The organism is Micromonospora sp. NPDC051924, from assembly GCF_055586005.1.
Map to the genome: position 1 here is coordinate 71,174 of NZ_JBVJJA010000014.1, position 16,156 is coordinate 87,329.

The following is a 16,156-nucleotide window of genomic DNA, read 5'->3' on the forward strand; positions in this document are numbered from 1 at the left end:
GCGATGTCCGGCTGAACGGCTCTGGCGGACTGTGCGCGGGGCCGCACCCGGGGTCCGTCGCTGATCATCGCGTCGGCGGGTCCGCCGACGTAGACTGGCACTCGCTACAGTCGAGTGCCAGTCGGCATCAGGAGGTGGGGAAATGGGTCTCGACGACCGCAAGCTCGCCGTGCTGCGCGCGATCGTCGAGGACTACGTCGCCACGCAGGAGCCGGTGGGCAGCAAGGCGCTGGTCGAGCGCCACCAGTTGGGCGTCTCCCCGGCGACCGTGCGCAACGACATGGCGGTGCTGGAGGAGGAGGGCTACATCCGGCAGCCGCACACCAGCGCCGGCCGGGTGCCCACCGACCGCGGCTACCGACTGTTCGTCGACCGGCTGTCTCGGGTCAAGCCGCTCAGCCCGGCCGAGCGCCGGGCGATCGAGCGCTTCCTGTTCGGCGCGGTCGACCTGGACGACGTGGTGCACCGCACGGTCCGGCTGCTGGCCCAGCTCACCCGCCAGGTCGCCGTCGTGCAGTACCCGAGCCTGGCCCGCTCCAAGGTGCGCCACCTGGAACTGGTGCCGATCTCCACCACCCGGCTGATGGTGGTCATGATCGCCGACACCGGCCGGGTCGAGCAGCGGCTGGTGGAGATGCCCGGCCCGATCCCCGCCGACGACGTCACCGACCTGCGCCGCCTGGTCAACGAGAAGCTGGTCGGCACCCGGCTGTCCGAGACCCCGCCGCTGGTCCAGGCGCTGGTCGACGAGGCCGTGCCGCAGCTGCGCCCGGCCATGGTCACGCTCTCCACCGTGCTGCTGGAGACGCTGGTCGAGCGGCACGAGGAGCGCATCGCGCTGGCCGGCACGGCCAACCTCACCCGGGGCGGCCTGCTCGACTTCCAGGGCTCGCTGCGCCCGATCCTCGAGGCGCTCGAGGAGGAGGTCGTGCTGCTCAAGCTGATCGGTGAGGCCGAGCCGAGCACCACCCGGGTGCTGATCGGCGACGAGAACGAGATCGACAACCTGCGCGCCGCCTCGGTGGTGAGCACCGGGTACGGCCCGGGCAGCACCATCGTGGGTGGGCTCGGGGTGCTCGGGCCGACCCGGATGGACTACCCCGGCACCATTGCCACGGTGAGGGCCGTGGCACGCTACGTGGGCGAACTGCTGGCCCAGAACTGACCAGTCAGGGCCGACGGCCGACCTGCGGCCGGCGCGGCGCAACGCGAGACGAAACACGAGGACACCGAACGCAGTGGCCAGGGACTACTACGGCATTCTCGGCGTCAGCCGGGACGCCTCCGACGACGAGATCAAGCGCGCCTACCGCAAGCTGGCGCGGCAGTTCCATCCGGACGTGAATCCGGACCCGGAGGCACAGGAGAAGTTCAAGGACATCAACGCCGCGTACGAGGTCCTGTCGGACGACCGGAAACGGCAGATCGTCGACCTGGGCGGCGACCCGCTCGCCCCGGGCGGCGGGGGCGCCGGTCCGGGCGGTCCGGGCGGCACCGGCCCGTTCGTCGGCTTCCAGGACATCATGGACGCGTTCTTCGGCGGCGCGGCCGGCGGAGCGCGCGGGCCGCGGCCGCGTACCCGGCCGGGCGCCGACGCGATCCTGCGGCTGGAGCTGGACCTCAACGAGACCGCGTTCGGCGTCGAGGCGCCGATCACCGTGGACACGGCGGTGCTCTGCACCACCTGTTCCGGCGCGGGCACCGCGGCCGGCACCCACCTGGCCACCTGCGAGGCGTGCGGCGGCCGGGGCGAGGTGCAGTCGGTGCAGCGGACCTTCCTCGGCCAGGTGGTCTCCGCCCGGCCGTGCACGGTCTGCCAGGGCTACGGCACCACCATCCCGCACCCCTGCCCGACCTGCGCCGGCGACGGCCGGGTGCGCACCCGCCGCTCGCTCACCGTCAAGATCCCGGCGGGCGTCGAGGACGGCATGCGGATCCGGCTGGCCCAGCAGGGCGAGGTCGGCCCGGGCGGTGGCACCGCCGGCGACCTCTACGTGGAGATCCACGAGCGGCCGCACGACGTCTACTCCCGCAAGGGCGACGACCTGCACTGCCGGGTCACCGTGCCGATGACCGCCGCCGCGCTGGGCACCCGGCTGACCATCAAGACGTTGGACAGCGAGGAGACGGTCGACGTCAAGACCGGCACCCAGCCGGGCAGCACGCTGCGGCTGCGCGCCCGGGGCGTACCGCACCTGCGCGGCACCGGCCGGGGTGACCTCTACGTCCACCTGGACGTGCGCACTCCGACGAAGCTCGACGCCGAGCAGGAGCGGATGCTGCGCGAGTTCGCCAAGACCCGGGGCGAGGAGGTCGCCGAGCTGACCAAGCAGGGCGGCTTCTTCTCCCGGATGCGCGACGCCTTCAACGGGCACGCCTGAGGTGTCGGCGCCGCTGTTCCTGGTCGAGGCGCTGCCCACCGGCGACCGGCTGACCCTGGACGGCCCGGAGGGGCACCACGCGGCCACCGTGCAGCGGCTGCGCGTCGGCGAGGAGCTGCTGCTCGCCGACGGCCGGGGCGGCACGGCCGCCGCCGTGGTCGACGCTGTCGGCAAGGGCACCCTCGACCTGCGGGTCACCTCCCGGGGGTACGTCGACGCGTCCGTGCCCCGGCTCGTGGTGGTGCAGGGCATCGCCAAGGGCGACCGGGGTGAGCTGGCCGTGCAGGCGATGACCGAGGTCGGGGTGGACGAGATCGTCCCCTGGTCGGCGTCCCGCTCGGTGGTGCAGTGGCGCGGTGACCGGGGCGTACGGGCCCGGGAGAAGTGGGCGGCCACCGCCCGCGAAGCGGCCAAGCAGGCCCGCCGGGCGTGGCTGCCCGTGGTGGCCGGCACGCCCGACGAGTCCACGACCACCGTCGCGCGCCGGCTCGCCGGGGCGGCCGCCGCGTTCGTGCTGCACGAGGAGGCGCAGGAGCGGCTGACCACCGCCGAGCTGCCGGAGACCGGCGAGATCGTGCTGGTGGTCGGCCCGGAGGGTGGCATCGCCGACCCGGAGCTGGCCGCGTTCCGCGAGGCCGGCGCCCGCCCCGTCCGCCTCGGCCCCGCGGTCCTGCGCACCTCCACCGCCGGCGTCGCCGCGCTCAGCGTCCTCGCCACCCGCCTGTCCCGCTGGTGACCGGCCAGGCTCCCGTTCGGCCCTGAGCCCACCGGTTTCCGTCCTGCGCGGCCGGCCGGCCGCGCAGGACGCGGCGACGACCGGCACGGTGCCGGGCCGGCCCCCCGGTGAGCGTCCGCCCTGCCTGTTTCCGGCCCGTTCGGCCTGTTCCCGGCCGGCGGGCGGCCGTAGGGAGGGGGCGGTCAGCTGCGCAGGTAGGAGGCGCCGTTGAGATCGACGATGGTGCCGGAGGCCCACTCGGCCTCGGGGCTGGCCAGCCAGTGGACGGCGGCGGCGATCTCCTCGGGGCGGGCCACCCGGTTGAACGGGGACTGGGCGCGGATCGCCGCGCCCCGCTCGCCGCTGAGGTGCGTGGTCGTCATGTCCGTCTCGACGAAGCCCGGCGCGACGGTCGCCACGGCGATGCCGTAGGGCGCCAGGGCGAGCGCCAGGGACTGCCCGAGCGCGTTCAACCCCGCCTTGCTCGCCCCGTACGCGGGCTGCTCCGGCTCGCCGCGGAAGGCCCCCCGCGACGACACGTTGACGATCCGCCCACCGCGCCCACGCATGTGTTGGGCGGCGCACCAGGTGACGTTGGCGGCGCCGGTCAGGTTGGTCTCCAGCACCAGCCGCCACTGCTCGCGCCACTGCTCGTAGGTGTTGCCGAAGACCGGGTGGGGGAGGTCCCGGGGCCCGTACACGCCGGCGTTGTTGACCAGGACGTCCAGGCCGCCCAGGCGCTCGGCGGCCGCGTCGACCATGGCGCGGACGGCGTCCGGGTCGGCCAGGTCGGCGCGGACCACCACATGCCCCTCGCCGGGCAGCTCCGCCCGGAGCGCCTCGGCCAGCTCGGCCGAGTCCCGGTGGTGGATCGCCACCCGGTCCCCGCCCGCCGCGAACGCCCGCGCCACCGCGCGCCCGATGCCGCGCGAGGCCCCCGTCACCAGTACCGCCCGAGAAGTCACGCGGCACATCATGCCGGACCGCCGTCGCGGCACTTACCATGCCCCGATGGGAACCGACTGCCTGTTCTGCCGGATCGTCGCGGGTGAGATCCCGGCCACCATCGTGCGCGAGACCGACACCACCCTCGCCTTCCGGGACATTGACCCCAAGGCGCCCGTCCACGTGCTGGTGATCCCGAAGGAGCACTACGCGGACGTGGCCACCCTCGCCGAGGCCGACCCGGGACTGGCCGGTGAGGTGCTCGCCACCGCCGCCGTCGTGGCCGAGGAGGAGGGGGTGACCGGCGACGGTTTCCGGCTGATGTTCAACACCGGACCGTACGGCGGCCAGGAGGTCTTCCACGCGCACGCGCACCTGCTCGGCGGTGCCCCGCTCGGTCCGATGCTGTGCCGCTGACGCCGTCCCTAGACTGCCCTCATGATCACGGTGCATGACCGGCTCGGCCGGATGGTGCGGCAGGCCCAGGCCCAGGGCCGGATCCCGGCGGTCTCGGCGGCCCTGCACCGGGCCGACCGGCCGCTCTGGACCTGCACGGCCGGCGAAACCGGCAACGACACCCCGCTCGTCCCGGAGACGGTGTTCCGGATCGGCTCGGTCACCAAGACCTTCACCTCGGTGCTGGTCATGCAGTGCCGGGACGACGGGCTGCTCGACCTGGACGACCCGATCGGCCGGCACCTCGAGCTGCCGGCGCACGGCGAGCTGACCGTACGTCGGCTGCTGTCGCACACCGCGGGCCTGCAACGCGAGCCGCACGGCGACGTCTGGGACACCCTGCGCGCGCCCGACGTCGCGCAGCTGCTCGCCGACCTGGCCCGGGTGGAGCGGGTGCTGCCCACCGGGCGGCGCTACCACTACTCCAACCTCGGCATGGCGCTCCTCGGCGAGCTGGTCGCCCGGCTGCGCGGCGGCACCTGGGCCGAGGTGCTGGCCGACCGGGTGCTCGCCCCCCTCGGGCTGGCCGCCACCGGCCCGACGCCGGGGGAGCGGGCCGCCACCGGGTTCCTGGTCGACGCGTACTCCGACGAGGCGCATCCGGAGCCGCCGACCGACTTCGGCGCGGTGGCCCCGGCCGCGCAGCTCTGGAGCACCGCGACGGACATGGCCCGGTGGGCGGCGTTCCTGGCCGACCCGGCCGCGCTCGACCCGGCCGGCGCGGTGCTCGCCCCGGGCACCCTGGACGAGATGCGCTGGCCGCTCACCACTACCGACGAGGCGCTCTGGGCGGCCGGTTTCGGGCTCGGGCTGATCCTGGTGCCGCAGCCGGGACGGGTGGTGCACGTGGGGCACGACGGGGCCATGCCCGGTTTCCTGGCCGCCGTCTACGGCCGTCGGGGCGGGGACGGCACGGCCGGCGCGATGGGCTGCGCCGTGCTCGGCTCCTCGGGCACCGGCACGGACGTGTTCGAGCTGACGCACCGGCTGCTCGCCGCCGCCGCCGAGCACGACCCGGCCGAGATCGAGCCGTGGCGCCCCGGCCCGGCCGCCCCGGCGCAGCTGCGGGGTGTGCTGGGCCGCTGGTGGGGCGAGGGCTTCGAGTACGTCTTCTCCTGGCACGACGGGACGCTGCGGGCCCGCGGCGCGGACGACCCGGCCGGTAAGCCGCCGGCGGTGTTCGCCCCGCTGCCGGACCGGCTGGACGTGTTCCGCACCGTGTCCGGCCGGGAGGTGGGCGAGCTGCTCCGGCTGACCCGGGACGAGCGCGGCGTGGTCGTCCGGATGCACTGGGCCACCTACCGCTTGAGCCGCCACCAGGAGACCTTCGACGGGTACGACTTCCGAACCGGCAGTTGATCTCCTACCGGCGGAAATGGGCGAGTTGCGGGCGGTGTTGGAACGATACGATGGATGTCACGACCGCCGCGCCAGCAGGGCCCGGCGCCGAGATCGAGAGCAGGTGGCGTAGGGCCCGACGGCCCGACCTATGACCGGCACCCCACCTCCCGGCCCGCCCCGGGTGCAGACCAGGATCACGGTCCCCGACCAGAAGATCATGGTGAACCTGCTCGGCGCGGGCGACGAGATCCTCCGCCTCGTCGAACGCTCGGTCAACAGTGACGTCCACGTGCGGGGCAACGAGATCACCATCACCGGTGCGCCCGCGGACAACGCCCTCGCCGAGCGTCTCTTCAGTGAGCTGCTCGAACTCATCGAGAAAGGCGAGACCCTGACCACTGACGCCGTGCGGCGTACCGTCGGCATGCTCGAGCAGGGCAGCACCGAGCGGCCCGCCGAGGTCCTGACGCTCAACATCCTCTCCCGGCGCGGCCGCACCATCCGCCCCAAGACGCTCGGGCAGAAGCGCTACGTCGACGCGATCGACGAGCACACGATCGTCTTCGGCATCGGCCCCGCCGGCACCGGCAAGACCTACCTGGCCATGGCGAAGGCCGTCCAGGCGCTCCAGGCCAAGCAGGTCAACCGGATCATCCTGACCCGGCCGGCGGTCGAGGCGGGGGAGCGGCTGGGCTTCCTGCCCGGCACCCTGAACGAGAAGATCGACCCATACCTGCGGCCGCTCTACGACGCGCTGCACGACATGCTCGACCCGGAGTCCATCCCGAAGCTGATGGCCGCCGGCACCATCGAGGTGGCGCCGCTGGCGTACATGCGAGGCCGTACGCTCAACGACGCGTTCATCATCCTGGACGAGGCGCAGAACACCACGCCCGAGCAGATGAAGATGTTCCTCACCCGGCTCGGCTTCGGTTCCAAGATCGTGGTCACCGGTGACGTCACCCAGGTGGACCTTCCCGGCGGGACGACCAGCGGCCTGCGGGTGGTCCGGGAGATCCTGAGCAACGTCGAGGACGTGCACTTCGCCCAGTTGTCCAGCTCCGACGTGGTCCGCCACAAGCTGGTGGGCGAGATCGTCGACGCGTACGCCCGCTGGGACGCCGAGCGGGAGAACCAGCAGGCGCAGAGCGTGCACGCCGTTCCGGGGCGGACCGCCCAGGGCGGCCGCGCCGGCCGGCGCCGCTAACCACCAGAGGAAGACAGTTGTCCATCGAGATCGCCAACGAGTCCGGTGTCGAGGTCGACACCGACGCCGTGCTCGCCGTCGCCCGGCACGCCCTCGACGAGATGGGGGTCAACCCCCTCGCCGAGCTCTCCGTCCTGCTGGTCGACATCGAGTACATGTCCGAGCTGAACCACCGCTGGATGGGTGGCGACGGCCCGACCGACGTGCTCGCCTTCCCCATGGACGAGGGCAGCGTCGACCACGGCCCGGGGGAGAGCGGCCCGACCGGCGGTGAGCCGGCCCTGCTCGGCGACATCGTGCTCTGCCCAGAGGTGGCGGCCAAGCAGGCGGCCACCGCCGGGCACTCGTCCGCCGACGAGCTGCACCTGCTCACCGTGCACGGCGTGCTGCACCTGCTCGGCTACGACCACGCCGAGCCCGAGGAGGAGCGGGAGATGTTCGGTCTCCAGGCCCGGCTGCTGGACAGCTGGCGGGCGACCCGGTCGAAGTGATGGCCACCCTGGCGGCCGGCGGCGCCCCCGCCGGCCTGCCCGATTTCCAGCTCATCGTCTTCGCGGCGGGGCTGGTGGTGCTGGCCGGCCTGATCGCGATGACCGAGGCGGCGCTGGCCGCCGTCTCCCCGGCCCGGGCCGCCGAACTCGCCCGGGACGGGGCACGCGGCGCGCGTACCCTCCAGGCGGTCGCCGGTGACGTGGTGCGCCACCTCAACCTGCTGCTCCTGCTCCGGCTGCTGGCCGAGCTGACCGCCACCACGCTGGTCGCGCTGGTGGCGGTGGACAGCTTCGGCGCCGGCTGGCGGGCCGCCCTGGTCACCGCCGGGGCGATGACCGTGGTCAGCTTCGTGGTGGTCGGCGTCGCGCCGCGCACCATCGGCCGCCAGCACGCGTACGCGGTCGGCCGCGCGGTCGCCCCGCTGGTGCGCTGGCTGGGGCGGGCGCTCAACCCGCTCGCCTCGCTGCTGATCCTGATCGGCAACGCGGTCACCCCGGGCAAGGGCTTCCGGGAGGGCCCGTTCGCCAGCCAGGTGGAGCTGCGCGAGCTGGTCGACCTGGCCGAGCAGCGCGGTGTGGTGGAGCACGGCGAACGGCAGATGATCCACTCGGTCTTCGCGCTCGGCGACACCATCGCCCGCGAGGTGATGGTGCCGCGCACCGAAATGGTGTGGATAGAGGAGCGCAAGACGCTGGCCCAGGCGCTGGTGCTCTTCCTGCGCTCCGGGTTCTCCCGCATCCCGGTGATCGGCGAGAGCGTGGACGACGTGCTCGGGGTGCTCTACCTCAAGGACCTGATCCGGCGTACCCAGGGCGGCGATCCGCGTACCGCGCAGCTGCCGGTGTCCGAGCTGATGCGGCCGGCGACCTTCGTGCCGGAGTCCAAGCCGGTCGACGACCTGCTCTCCGAGATGCAGGCGGCCCGCAACCACCTGGTCATCGTCGTCGACGAGTACGGCGGCACCGGCGGCCTGGTCACCATCGAGGACATCCTGGAGGAGATCGTCGGCGAGATCACCGACGAGTACGATGTCGAACGCCCGCCGGTCGAGCACCTGGCGGACGGGTCGGTACGGGTGGCCGCCCGACTGCCGGTGGAGACTCTGGGCGAGCTGTTCGACACCGAGCTTCCCACCGACGAGGTGGAGACGGTCGGCGGTCTGCTCGCCCAGTCGCTCGGCCGGGTGCCGATCCCCGGCGCCGCGGCCGAGGTGGCCGGGCTCCGGCTGATCGCCGAGGGCACCACCGGTCGGCGCAACCGGATCGACACCGTGCTGGTGAGCCGGGCCGCGTCGAGCGACACATCCGACAGCGCGGGGCGCGGCGAGCACGCCGAGGCCCGCGGCAACCACCGTTCCGAGGAGAGGCAGCCTGCCGATGCCTGAGTCTTCCGCCGTGCCGGCCGCCCGGCCCACCCCCTCCGACCCGGCCGAGCTGAGCGCCGAGGACGCCAAGCTGGTCGTCCTGGCCCGCGGCGCGCGGGGCCGGGTCGGCGCCGTGGAGGGCGCGGCCGTCCGCGACCAGGACGGCCGGACGTACGCGGCGGCCAGCGTGGCGCTGCCCTCGCTGACCCTGACCGCGCTGCAGCTCGCGGTCGCCTCGGCGGTGGCCGCCGGGGCGAGCCGGTTGGAGGCGGCGGTGGTGGTGACCGAGGCCTCGACGCTGGACGGCGCGGGACACGCGGCCGTCCGGGACCTCGCCGCCGACGCGCCGATCCACGTGGCCGCGCCGGACGGCGCCGTCCTCGGCACGGTGGTCGAGTGACCGGGGTGGTGGACCCGGACCAGCCGCGTCCGTACCGCGCCGGGTTCGCCTGCTTCGTCGGGCGGCCGAACGCCGGCAAGTCGACGCTGACCAACGCGATCGTCGGCACCAAGATCGCGATCACCTCGAGCAAGCCGCAGACCACCCGGCACGTCATCCGCGCGGTGCTGCACCGGCCGGACTCGCAGCTCGTCCTGGTCGACACCCCGGGGCTGCACCGGCCCCGGACGCTGCTCGGCGAGCGCCTCAACGACCTGGTCCGGGAGACCTGGAGCGAGGTCGATGTGATCGGCCTCTGCATCCCGGCGAACGAGCCGATCGGCCGGGGCGACCGGTTCATCACCGGCGAGCTGGCCAGTCTCAAGGCGACGGTGCTGGCCGTGGTCACCAAGACCGACCTGGTGGACCGGAAGCGGCTGGCCGAGCAGTTGCTCGCGGTGAGCGAGCTGGCCGACTTCGCCGACGTGGTGCCGGTGAGCGCGGTCTCCGGGCACCAGGTGGACACCCTGGTCGACGTGATGACCAAATACCTGCCCGAGTCGCCGCAGCTCTACCCGGATGACATGCTCACCGACGACCCGGAGCAGGTGCTCGTCGCCGAGCTGATCCGGGAGGCGGCCCTGGAGGGGGTCCGGGACGAGCTGCCGCACTCCATCGCCGTGGTGGTGGAGGAGATGATCCCGGAGGGCAACCTCACCAAGATCTACGCCGACGTGTACGTCGAGCGGCCCAGCCAGAAGGCGATCGTGATCGGTCACCGGGGCAGTCGGCTCAAGCAGGTCGGCACCACCGCGCGCCGGCAGATCGAGGAACTGCTCGGCACCCGCATCTATCTCGACCTGCACGTCCGGGTCGCCAAGGACTGGCAGCGCGACCCGAAGCAGCTGCGCAAGCTCGGTTTCTGAGGCGGTACGTCCGATCGCCGGCCCGGTTCTCCGGGCCGGCGATCGGTCTTATGGGAAGTGTCACTTCCGACCCGGGCCCGTTGATCGTTTCTCCGGGTCGAACCGGAGGGTAGGGAAACGCCGCCCCCGCCCCCGGACATAGATGCAGGCTGATGCGAAACCGATACCTGGACCTGCTCCGCTTCCTGGCCATCGTCCGAGTCGTCGTCTATCACGTCACCGGTCACGCCGCGCTCACCCTGGTGTTCCCCGCGATGTCGGTGATGTTCGCGCTCGCAGGCTCGCTGATGGCCGCGTCGCTGGACCGGAGCGGGGTGCCCGCGGTGGCGCGCCGGCTGCGTCGCCTGCTGCCGTCGCTCTGGGTGCTGGCCGCGGTCTTCGTACCGGCCATGCTGCTCACCGGGCTGTCGCTCACCCCGAAGGTGCTGCTCTGGCTCTTCCCGGTCAGCGACCCGCCGGCCAACCACTGGGGCGGGCTGGCCCTGAGCCCGATCTGGTACCTGCGGGACTACCTGTGGTTCGTGCTGGCCTCGCCGCTGGTCCTGGGGCTGTTCCGCCGCGCGCCGCTGCCCACCCTGCTCGCCCCGTACGTGCTGCTCGCCGCGATCGAGTTCGGCATCTTCCCGGACGCCCCGACCGTGCTGCGCGAGTTCGGCCTGTACTTCGGCGCCTGGCTGCTCGGCTTCGCCCACCACGACGGAATGCTCCGCCGGCTGCGCGACCGGGTCCTCGTCCCCACCGCGCTCGGCCTCGGCGTCGCCGGCCTGGCCTGGATCTTCACCCACCCCGGCCCGCGCGGCTACGACCTGAACGACATCCACCTCGGCAACGCGCTCTGGTCGGCGGCGTTCATCCTGATCGCCATCGGCCGGGCCCCGGCGGAGGCGCCCTGGGTGGACCGTCACCCGCTGGTGGGCCGGGCGGTCACCGGGCTGAACCGGCGCGCGCTGACCGCCTACCTGTGGCACATGCCGTTCGTGGTGGCGCTCACCCCACTGGTCGGCCTGGTCGGCTGGACACCGCGCGACCCGCTCGGCCTCGCCGTCCGGGTGGTGCTGGTGTTCGCGCTGGTCGGGGTGGTCGCCCTGCTGGTCGGCTGGGTGGAGGACGTGGCGGCCCGGCGTACGCCGGAACTGCTCCCCGGCCGTCCCCGGCGGACCGTCGCCGACCGGGCCGCGGCCGCCCCGGCCAGCCCCGCCCCCGCCGGCGCGGCGTCAGCGGCGGTTGACCGTCACGTTGCCGCTGGTGGCGGCGACGTCCAGCACCAGGGACGCGGTCGGGTCGTCGGGGACAGCCAGCTCGGTGTCGCCGGAGTCGGCGTGCGCCCGCACCCGGTACCGGCCGTCGGGCACGGTCAGCTCGACGTCGCCGCTGGTCGCACGCAACAGGACGGAGGTCGGCCGGTCCAGCTCGACGGTGACGTTGCCCGAGGTGGCCTCGGCGTCCACCCCGGCGGCGAGCCGACGCCCGTCGATGTTGCCCGAGGAGGCGCGCAGCCGGACCGCGCCGGCCGCGTCGACCACCTCGATGTTGCCCGAGGTGGTCTCGGCGCGGACGTCGGCGCGCGCCCCGGTCACGCTGATGTCGCCGGAGCGCAGCGTGAACTCCACCGGGCCGACCTGGCTGAGCGTGACGTTCCCGGAGCTGGTCTCGCCGCGTACCGCCACGCCCGCCGGGGCGGTCACCTCGTAGGAGACGGTGCACCGGGGGCCGCAGTCGGTCTTCAGCACCAACTCGTCGCCGTTGACCTCGTACCGGGTGTCCGGCTGCCCGCCCTGGTAGCGGATCACCCGCCTGACCCGTACCTGACCGGCCGGGCCGGTGGCGTCGACCGTCACGTCGCCGGCGCCGCCGGCCGCCACGGTGATCCGGGTGATCTTCACGGACTCGGTGTCGTCGTAGTCGAGCCGGCGGAACGAGAGGGTGTCACACCCGGCGAGGAGGATCAGGGTGGTGGCCGCGGCGGCGGCGACGGCGGTCCGGTGCAGAGCCATGCCGAGACGCTACGGCCGGTCCCTGCGGCCGCACATCCGGGTCCGACCGCCGATCCACCCCGAACCGACCCTGAGATCGCACCCCGAGGGAGAATGATCGGATGGCCGGGTACCGCCGACAGCTCTACCGCGACGACGCGGTGGTGCTGCGCGTGCAGAAGCTGGGCGAGTCCGATCGGATCATCACCCTGCTCACCCGCCGGCACGGCCGGCTGCGCGCGGTGGCCCGGGGCGTCCGCCGCACCTCCAGCCGGTTCGGCGCCCGGCTGGAGCCGTTCGGGCACGTCGACCTCCAGCTCGCCGGCGACCCCAAGGGCAACCTGGGCAGCTCGCTGCACACCATCAGCCAGGTCGAGGGGATCGACCTCTACGGCAAGCGGTTCCTCGGCGACTACCCCCGCTACACGGCGGCCAGCGCGATCGCCGAGACCGCGGAGCGGCTCACCCCGGTCGAGCGGGAGCCGTCCATGCGGCTGTTCCAGCTCACCCTCGGCGCGTTGCGCTCGCTGGCCCGTGGCGACCACGCCACCACCCTGGTGCTCGACGCGTACCTGCTGCGCGGGATGGCCTTCGCCGGCTGGGCGCCGGCGCTGACCGCCTGCGCGGTCTGCGGCACCCCGGGGAAACACCGGGCGTTCTCCGTGCCGGCCGGGGGCGCGGTCTGCCCGGACTGCCGGCCGCCCGGCGCCGCCCATCCCGCCCCGGCCACCATCGACCTGATGTCCGCGCTGACCACCGGCGACTGGGCGTACGCCGACGCCACCGAGACCGGCGTACGCCGGGAGTGCAGCGGCCTGGTCGCGGCGCACCTCCAGTGGCACCTGGAGCGCGCGCTACGCTCGCTGCCGCTGGTCGACCGGGGTGGCCCGGCGTCCGGCGCGGCCCCGCCGCCCGGCGGCGCGGGGCCGGGTGTGGTCCCGCCGACGCCGGGCCCGCCGCCGCTGGTGTGAACAGGGAGAAGACTTCAGTGATCCGATCGACGAGGGCCGTCCGGCGTGCGCCGGTGCCACCGACTCCGCACCCGTCGGGTGCCCGGCCGCCGGCCCTGCCGAGAGAGGCGCTGCCGAAGCACATCGCCGTGGTGATGGACGGCAACGGCCGCTGGGCCAAGGAGCGCGGCCTGCCCCGCACCAAGGGTCACGAGCAGGGCGAGCACAGCCTCTTCGACACCATCGAGGGCGCCATCGAGCTGGGCATCCCCTACCTGTCGGCGTACGCCTTCTCCACCGAGAACTGGCGGCGCTCGCCGGACGAGGTCCGCTTCCTGATGGGCTTCAACCGGGACGTCATCCGCCGCCGCCGGGACCAGCTCGTCGACCTCGGCGTCCGCGTGGTCTGGTCCGGCCGGGCCGGCCGGCTGTGGAAGAGCGTGATCTCCGAGCTGCAGACCGCCGAGGAGATGTCCCGGGGCAACTCGACACTGACCCTGCAGTTCTGCGTCAACTACGGCGGCCAGGCGGAGATCGCCGACGCCGCCGCGGCGATCGCCCGCGACGTGGCCGCCGGCAGGCTCGACCCGGGCAAGGTCACCGAGAAGACCATCGCGAAGTACCTCTACCACCCGGAGATCCCCGAGGTGGACCTCTTCCTGCGCCCCTCCGGCGAGCAGCGCACCTCCAACTTCCTGCTCTGGCAGAGCGCGTACGCCGAGCTGGTCTTCCTCGACACCCTCTGGCCGGACTTCGACCGCCGCCACCTCTGGTACGCCTGCGAGCTCTACGCCCAGCGGGACCGTCGCTTCGGTGGCGCGCTGCCCAACCCGGTGGCTCCGGGAGCCTGAGGTCACGCTTACCGACACGGCGCGCTGGGTACCAGTACGGACAGCAGCCGAACGCGGAGGTGAACCACATGATTCAGAAGCGGATCGCGCAGTGGGCGGTCATGGCGGTCGCCGTGCCGCTGGCGGCGGCCGGCGCACGCCGGCTCAGCCACTCGATGGAGGCCCGGCGGGGCCCGACCGGGGTGAGTCGACTGCTCGCCAAGGGCGCCGACATGCTCCGGCCGCAGAAGGCCAAGCGCCGCCGGTTCTTCTGACGTCGACGGCCGCCGCGGCGTCGCGGCGGACCGTCTCCGTGGGCGCCCCGCATCCGGCTTTCCGGCCGGGAGCGGGGCGCCCACGCGTACGATCGGCGCAAGGGCGCGCCGCCCGGAGGCGCCCGCCACGGGGGTGGAGGATGCGCGATCTCCGGTACGAGATGACGGCCGCCCTGGCCGGGGCCGACCTGGCCGATCCGGCGCAGCGGGAGCGGATCGCCGACCTGTGCGCCGGGGTGGCCGAGCGGTACTGCGCGGACCTGGGGCACACCCCGGCCCTCCGCTCGGGCGAGATCGCCGAGCTGGCCACCGGCGAACCCGCCGCCGGTTGGGCGCCCACCCCGCCCGACAGCTCCGGGTCGCGGCGCGGCGGTAGACGCGCCGAGCCGGAGTTGTCGCCCGGAGAGACCCAGCGGGCCTGGTGAGTCTCACGCCTCCACTTCGGAGCGGTCGGCCGCCCAGAGCGTGTGGAACGAGCCGTCCCGGTCCACCCGGCGATAGGTGTGCGCCCCGAAGTCGTCTCGCAGCCCCTGGATCAGCGCGGCCGGCAGCCGCTCGGCGCGGAGCGCGTCGAAGTAGGCCAGAGAGGACGAGAAGGCCGGGGTCGGCACGCCCGCCCGGGCCGCGTCGGCCACCACCCGCCGCCAGCCCGGCACCCCGGCGTTGACCCGGTCGGCGAACCACGGCGCCACCAGCAGCGTGGCCAGCTCCGGCCCGGCGTCGTACGCCTCCCGGATCCGGTCCAGGAAACGGGCGCGGATGATGCAGCCGCCCCGCCAGATGGTGGCGGTGCCACCCAGATCGATGTCCCAGTCGTACTCCCGGCTGCCGGCGCGGATGTGGTCGAAGCCCTGCGCGTACGCGACGATCTTGCTGGCCAGCAGCGCGCGTCGGACGTCCTCGACGAAGGTGTCCCGGTCGTCGACCTGCCACTTCTCGCCCGCGTCGGGGAAGGCGCGGCGGGCGGCGGCGCGCTGGTCGGCGTGCCCGGACAGCGACCGGGCGAAGGTGGCCTCGGCGATGCCGGTGATCGGGATGCCCAGGTCCAGGGCGCTCTGCACGGTCCAGCGACCGGTGCCCTTCTGCTCGGCCTGGTCGAGCACGATGTCGACGAAGGGCCGGCCGGTCGCCGCGTCGGTGTGCCCGAGCACGTCGGCGGTGATCTCGATGAGGAAGGACTCCAGCTCGCCGCCGTTCCACTCCCGGAAGATCTCCGCGATCTCCCCGGGGCTCGCCGACAGGCCCGCCCGCAGCAGGTCGTACGCCTCGGCGATGAGCTGCATGTCGGCGTACTCGATGCCGTTGTGGACCATCTTCACGAAGTGGCCGGCGCCGTCCGGGCCGATGTGCCGGCAGCACGGGACGCCCTCCACCTGGGCCGCGATCTTCTCGAAGATCGGGCCGAGCTTCCGGTAGGACTCCGCCGAGCCGCCCGGCATGATGCTCGGGCCGCGCAGCGCGCCCTCCTCGCCGCCGGAGACGCCGGTGCCGACGAAGTGCAGCCCGTGGCCGCGCAACGCCTCCTCCCGGCGGCGGGTGTCGGCGAAGTGCGCGTTGCCGCAGTCGACCACGATGTCCCCCTCTTCGAGCAGGGGGATCAGCTCGTCGATCACCGCGTCGGTGGGGCCGCCGGCTTTCACCATCACGATCACCGCTCGCGGGCGCTCCAGCGAGGCGACGAAGTCGGCCATGGACTCCGACGGCACGAAGGTGCCCTCGTCGCCGTGCTCGGCGACGAGGCTGCGGGTGCGCTCCGGCGAGCGGTTGTGCACCGCCACGGTGAACCCGTTGCGGGCCAGGTTCCGGGCCAGGTTGCGGCCCATCACCGCCAGACCGGTGACCCCGATCTGCGCCGTCGCCTGCTGTGCCATGCGTACCGCCACCTCTCGTCTCCGCTGCCCGTCCTGCGACCGTATCGCGGTC

The 16,156-nt window shown here is 73.5% G+C and carries 17 protein-coding genes and 1 pseudogene; 15 read left to right on the top strand and 3 right to left on the bottom strand.

The features are described from left to right. Nucleotides 1-142: 142 nt before the first annotated feature. The 3 genes from hrcA to ACZ6S5_RS13790 all read left to right on the top strand — a co-directional run bounded on the left by hrcA (nt 143) and on the right by ACZ6S5_RS13790 (nt 3,117). The gene (hrcA, locus tag ACZ6S5_RS13780; RefSeq protein ID WP_466000415.1) at nt 143-1,165 is read left to right on the top strand and encodes a heat-inducible transcriptional repressor HrcA; all 1,023 of its coding nucleotides are present in this window, start codon (nt 143-145) and stop codon (nt 1,163-1,165) included. Nucleotides 1,166-1,238: 73 nt separating this feature from the next. Further along, a complete protein-coding gene (gene dnaJ, locus ACZ6S5_RS13785) occupies nt 1,239-2,381 on the top strand; it encodes a molecular chaperone DnaJ (RefSeq protein WP_466000417.1) in 1,143 nt (380 codons plus the stop codon). A 1-nt stretch (nt 2,382) separates the two neighbouring features. Beyond that, the gene (locus ACZ6S5_RS13790; protein ID WP_466000419.1) at nt 2,383-3,117 is read left to right on the top strand and encodes a 16S rRNA (uracil(1498)-N(3))-methyltransferase; all 735 of its coding nucleotides are present in this window, start codon (nt 2,383-2,385) and stop codon (nt 3,115-3,117) included. A gap of 182 nt (nt 3,118-3,299) precedes the next feature. Here ACZ6S5_RS13790 and ACZ6S5_RS13795 read toward each other — a convergent pair whose 3' ends face one another. Continuing rightward, nucleotides 3,300-4,061, bottom strand: a complete 762-nt coding sequence (locus ACZ6S5_RS13795) for an SDR family NAD(P)-dependent oxidoreductase (protein ID WP_466000420.1) — start codon at nt 4,059-4,061, stop codon at nt 3,300-3,302. Between the two features lie 46 nt (nt 4,062-4,107). On the opposite strand from ACZ6S5_RS13795, the gene ACZ6S5_RS13800 reads away from it, so the two are divergent. From ACZ6S5_RS13800 to ACZ6S5_RS13835, 8 genes and pseudogenes are all read left to right on the top strand, one after another. After that, nucleotides 4,108-4,458, top strand: a complete 351-nt coding sequence (locus ACZ6S5_RS13800) for a histidine triad nucleotide-binding protein (RefSeq protein WP_466000422.1) — start codon at nt 4,108-4,110, stop codon at nt 4,456-4,458. A gap of 21 nt (nt 4,459-4,479) precedes the next feature. Continuing rightward, nucleotides 4,480-5,856 (top strand): serine hydrolase domain-containing protein, encoded by a 1,377-nt coding sequence (locus ACZ6S5_RS13805; RefSeq protein WP_466000424.1) that lies wholly within the window; start codon nt 4,480-4,482, stop codon nt 5,854-5,856. 130 nt (nt 5,857-5,986) lie between these two features. After that, nucleotides 5,987-7,045, top strand: a complete 1,059-nt coding sequence (locus ACZ6S5_RS13810) for a PhoH family protein (RefSeq protein WP_466000426.1) — start codon at nt 5,987-5,989, stop codon at nt 7,043-7,045. Between the two features lie 17 nt (nt 7,046-7,062). Continuing rightward, nucleotides 7,063-7,536: an rRNA maturation RNase YbeY gene (ybeY, locus tag ACZ6S5_RS13815; RefSeq protein ID WP_466000428.1), complete on the top strand. Its 474-nt coding sequence runs from the start codon at nt 7,063-7,065 to the stop codon at nt 7,534-7,536. Next, a complete protein-coding gene (locus ACZ6S5_RS13820) occupies nt 7,512-8,921 on the top strand; it encodes a hemolysin family protein (RefSeq protein WP_466000533.1) in 1,410 nt (469 codons plus the stop codon). The genes ybeY and ACZ6S5_RS13820 overlap by 25 nt, the downstream gene beginning before the upstream one ends. Next, entirely contained in the window at nt 8,914-9,300 is a 387-nt protein-coding gene (locus tag ACZ6S5_RS13825) for a cytidine deaminase (RefSeq protein ID WP_466000429.1), read from the top strand. Before ACZ6S5_RS13820 ends, ACZ6S5_RS13825 begins: the two co-directional genes overlap by 8 nt. 5 nt (nt 9,301-9,305) lie before the next feature. Then, nucleotides 9,306-10,205, top strand: a complete 900-nt coding sequence (gene era / locus ACZ6S5_RS13830; protein WP_466000534.1) for a GTPase Era — start codon at nt 9,306-9,308, stop codon at nt 10,203-10,205. 152 nt (nt 10,206-10,357) lie between these two features. Further along, nucleotides 10,358-11,363, top strand: a pseudogene (locus ACZ6S5_RS13835) (acyltransferase family protein); the annotation flags it as partial. A 56-nt stretch (nt 11,364-11,419) separates the two neighbouring features. Here the strand turns inward: ACZ6S5_RS13835 and ACZ6S5_RS13840 are convergent. Further along, nucleotides 11,420-12,199: a DUF4097 family beta strand repeat-containing protein gene (locus tag ACZ6S5_RS13840; RefSeq protein WP_466000431.1), complete on the bottom strand. Its 780-nt coding sequence runs from the start codon at nt 12,197-12,199 to the stop codon at nt 11,420-11,422. Between the two features lie 101 nt (nt 12,200-12,300). Here ACZ6S5_RS13840 and recO point away from each other — a divergent pair, with 101 nt between their 5' ends. The 4 genes from recO to ACZ6S5_RS13860 all read left to right on the top strand — a co-directional run bounded on the left by recO (nt 12,301) and on the right by ACZ6S5_RS13860 (nt 14,658). Next, a complete protein-coding gene (gene recO, locus ACZ6S5_RS13845; RefSeq protein ID WP_466000433.1) occupies nt 12,301-13,149 on the top strand; it encodes a DNA repair protein RecO in 849 nt (282 codons plus the stop codon). 53 nt (nt 13,150-13,202) lie between these two features. Beyond that, on the top strand, nt 13,203-13,979 hold the full coding sequence (locus ACZ6S5_RS13850) for an isoprenyl transferase (protein ID WP_466000435.1): 777 nt from the start codon (nt 13,203-13,205) through the stop codon (nt 13,977-13,979). 68 nt (nt 13,980-14,047) lie between these two features. Next, nucleotides 14,048-14,233 carry a hypothetical protein gene (locus ACZ6S5_RS13855; protein WP_466000437.1) on the top strand — a complete coding sequence of 62 codons (186 nt, stop codon included), beginning with the start codon at nt 14,048-14,050 and terminating at the stop codon, nt 14,231-14,233. A gap of 140 nt (nt 14,234-14,373) precedes the next feature. Continuing rightward, the gene (locus ACZ6S5_RS13860; RefSeq protein ID WP_466000439.1) at nt 14,374-14,658 is read left to right on the top strand and encodes a thioredoxin reductase; all 285 of its coding nucleotides are present in this window, start codon (nt 14,374-14,376) and stop codon (nt 14,656-14,658) included. A 3-nt stretch (nt 14,659-14,661) separates the two neighbouring features. Here ACZ6S5_RS13860 and gndA read toward each other — a convergent pair whose 3' ends face one another. Beyond that, nucleotides 14,662-16,104, bottom strand: a complete 1,443-nt coding sequence (gene gndA, locus ACZ6S5_RS13865; protein WP_466000441.1) for an NADP-dependent phosphogluconate dehydrogenase — start codon at nt 16,102-16,104, stop codon at nt 14,662-14,664. Nucleotides 16,105-16,156: the final 52 nt, after the last annotated feature.

Coding starts and splice junctions, on each gene's coding strand:
- hrcA (WP_466000415.1), top strand. CDS start 143: ATGGGTCTCGACGACCGCAAGCTCGCCGTGCTGCGCGCGATCGTCGAG.
- ACZ6S5_RS13800 (WP_466000422.1), top strand. CDS start 4,108: ATGGGAACCGACTGCCTGTTCTGCCGGATCGTCGCGGGTGAGATCCCG.
- ACZ6S5_RS13805 (WP_466000424.1), top strand. CDS start 4,480: ATGATCACGGTGCATGACCGGCTCGGCCGGATGGTGCGGCAGGCCCAG.
- ACZ6S5_RS13810 (WP_466000426.1), top strand. CDS start 5,987: ATGACCGGCACCCCACCTCCCGGCCCGCCCCGGGTGCAGACCAGGATC.
- ACZ6S5_RS13825 (WP_466000429.1), top strand. CDS start 8,914: ATGCCTGAGTCTTCCGCCGTGCCGGCCGCCCGGCCCACCCCCTCCGAC.
- ACZ6S5_RS13840 (WP_466000431.1), bottom strand. CDS start 12,199: ATGGCTCTGCACCGGACCGCCGTCGCCGCCGCCGCGGCCACCACCCTG.
- recO (WP_466000433.1), top strand. CDS start 12,301: ATGGCCGGGTACCGCCGACAGCTCTACCGCGACGACGCGGTGGTGCTG.
- ACZ6S5_RS13855 (WP_466000437.1), top strand. CDS start 14,048: ATGATTCAGAAGCGGATCGCGCAGTGGGCGGTCATGGCGGTCGCCGTG.
- ACZ6S5_RS13860 (WP_466000439.1), top strand. CDS start 14,374: ATGCGCGATCTCCGGTACGAGATGACGGCCGCCCTGGCCGGGGCCGAC.
- gndA (WP_466000441.1), bottom strand. CDS start 16,104: ATGGCACAGCAGGCGACGGCGCAGATCGGGGTCACCGGTCTGGCGGTG.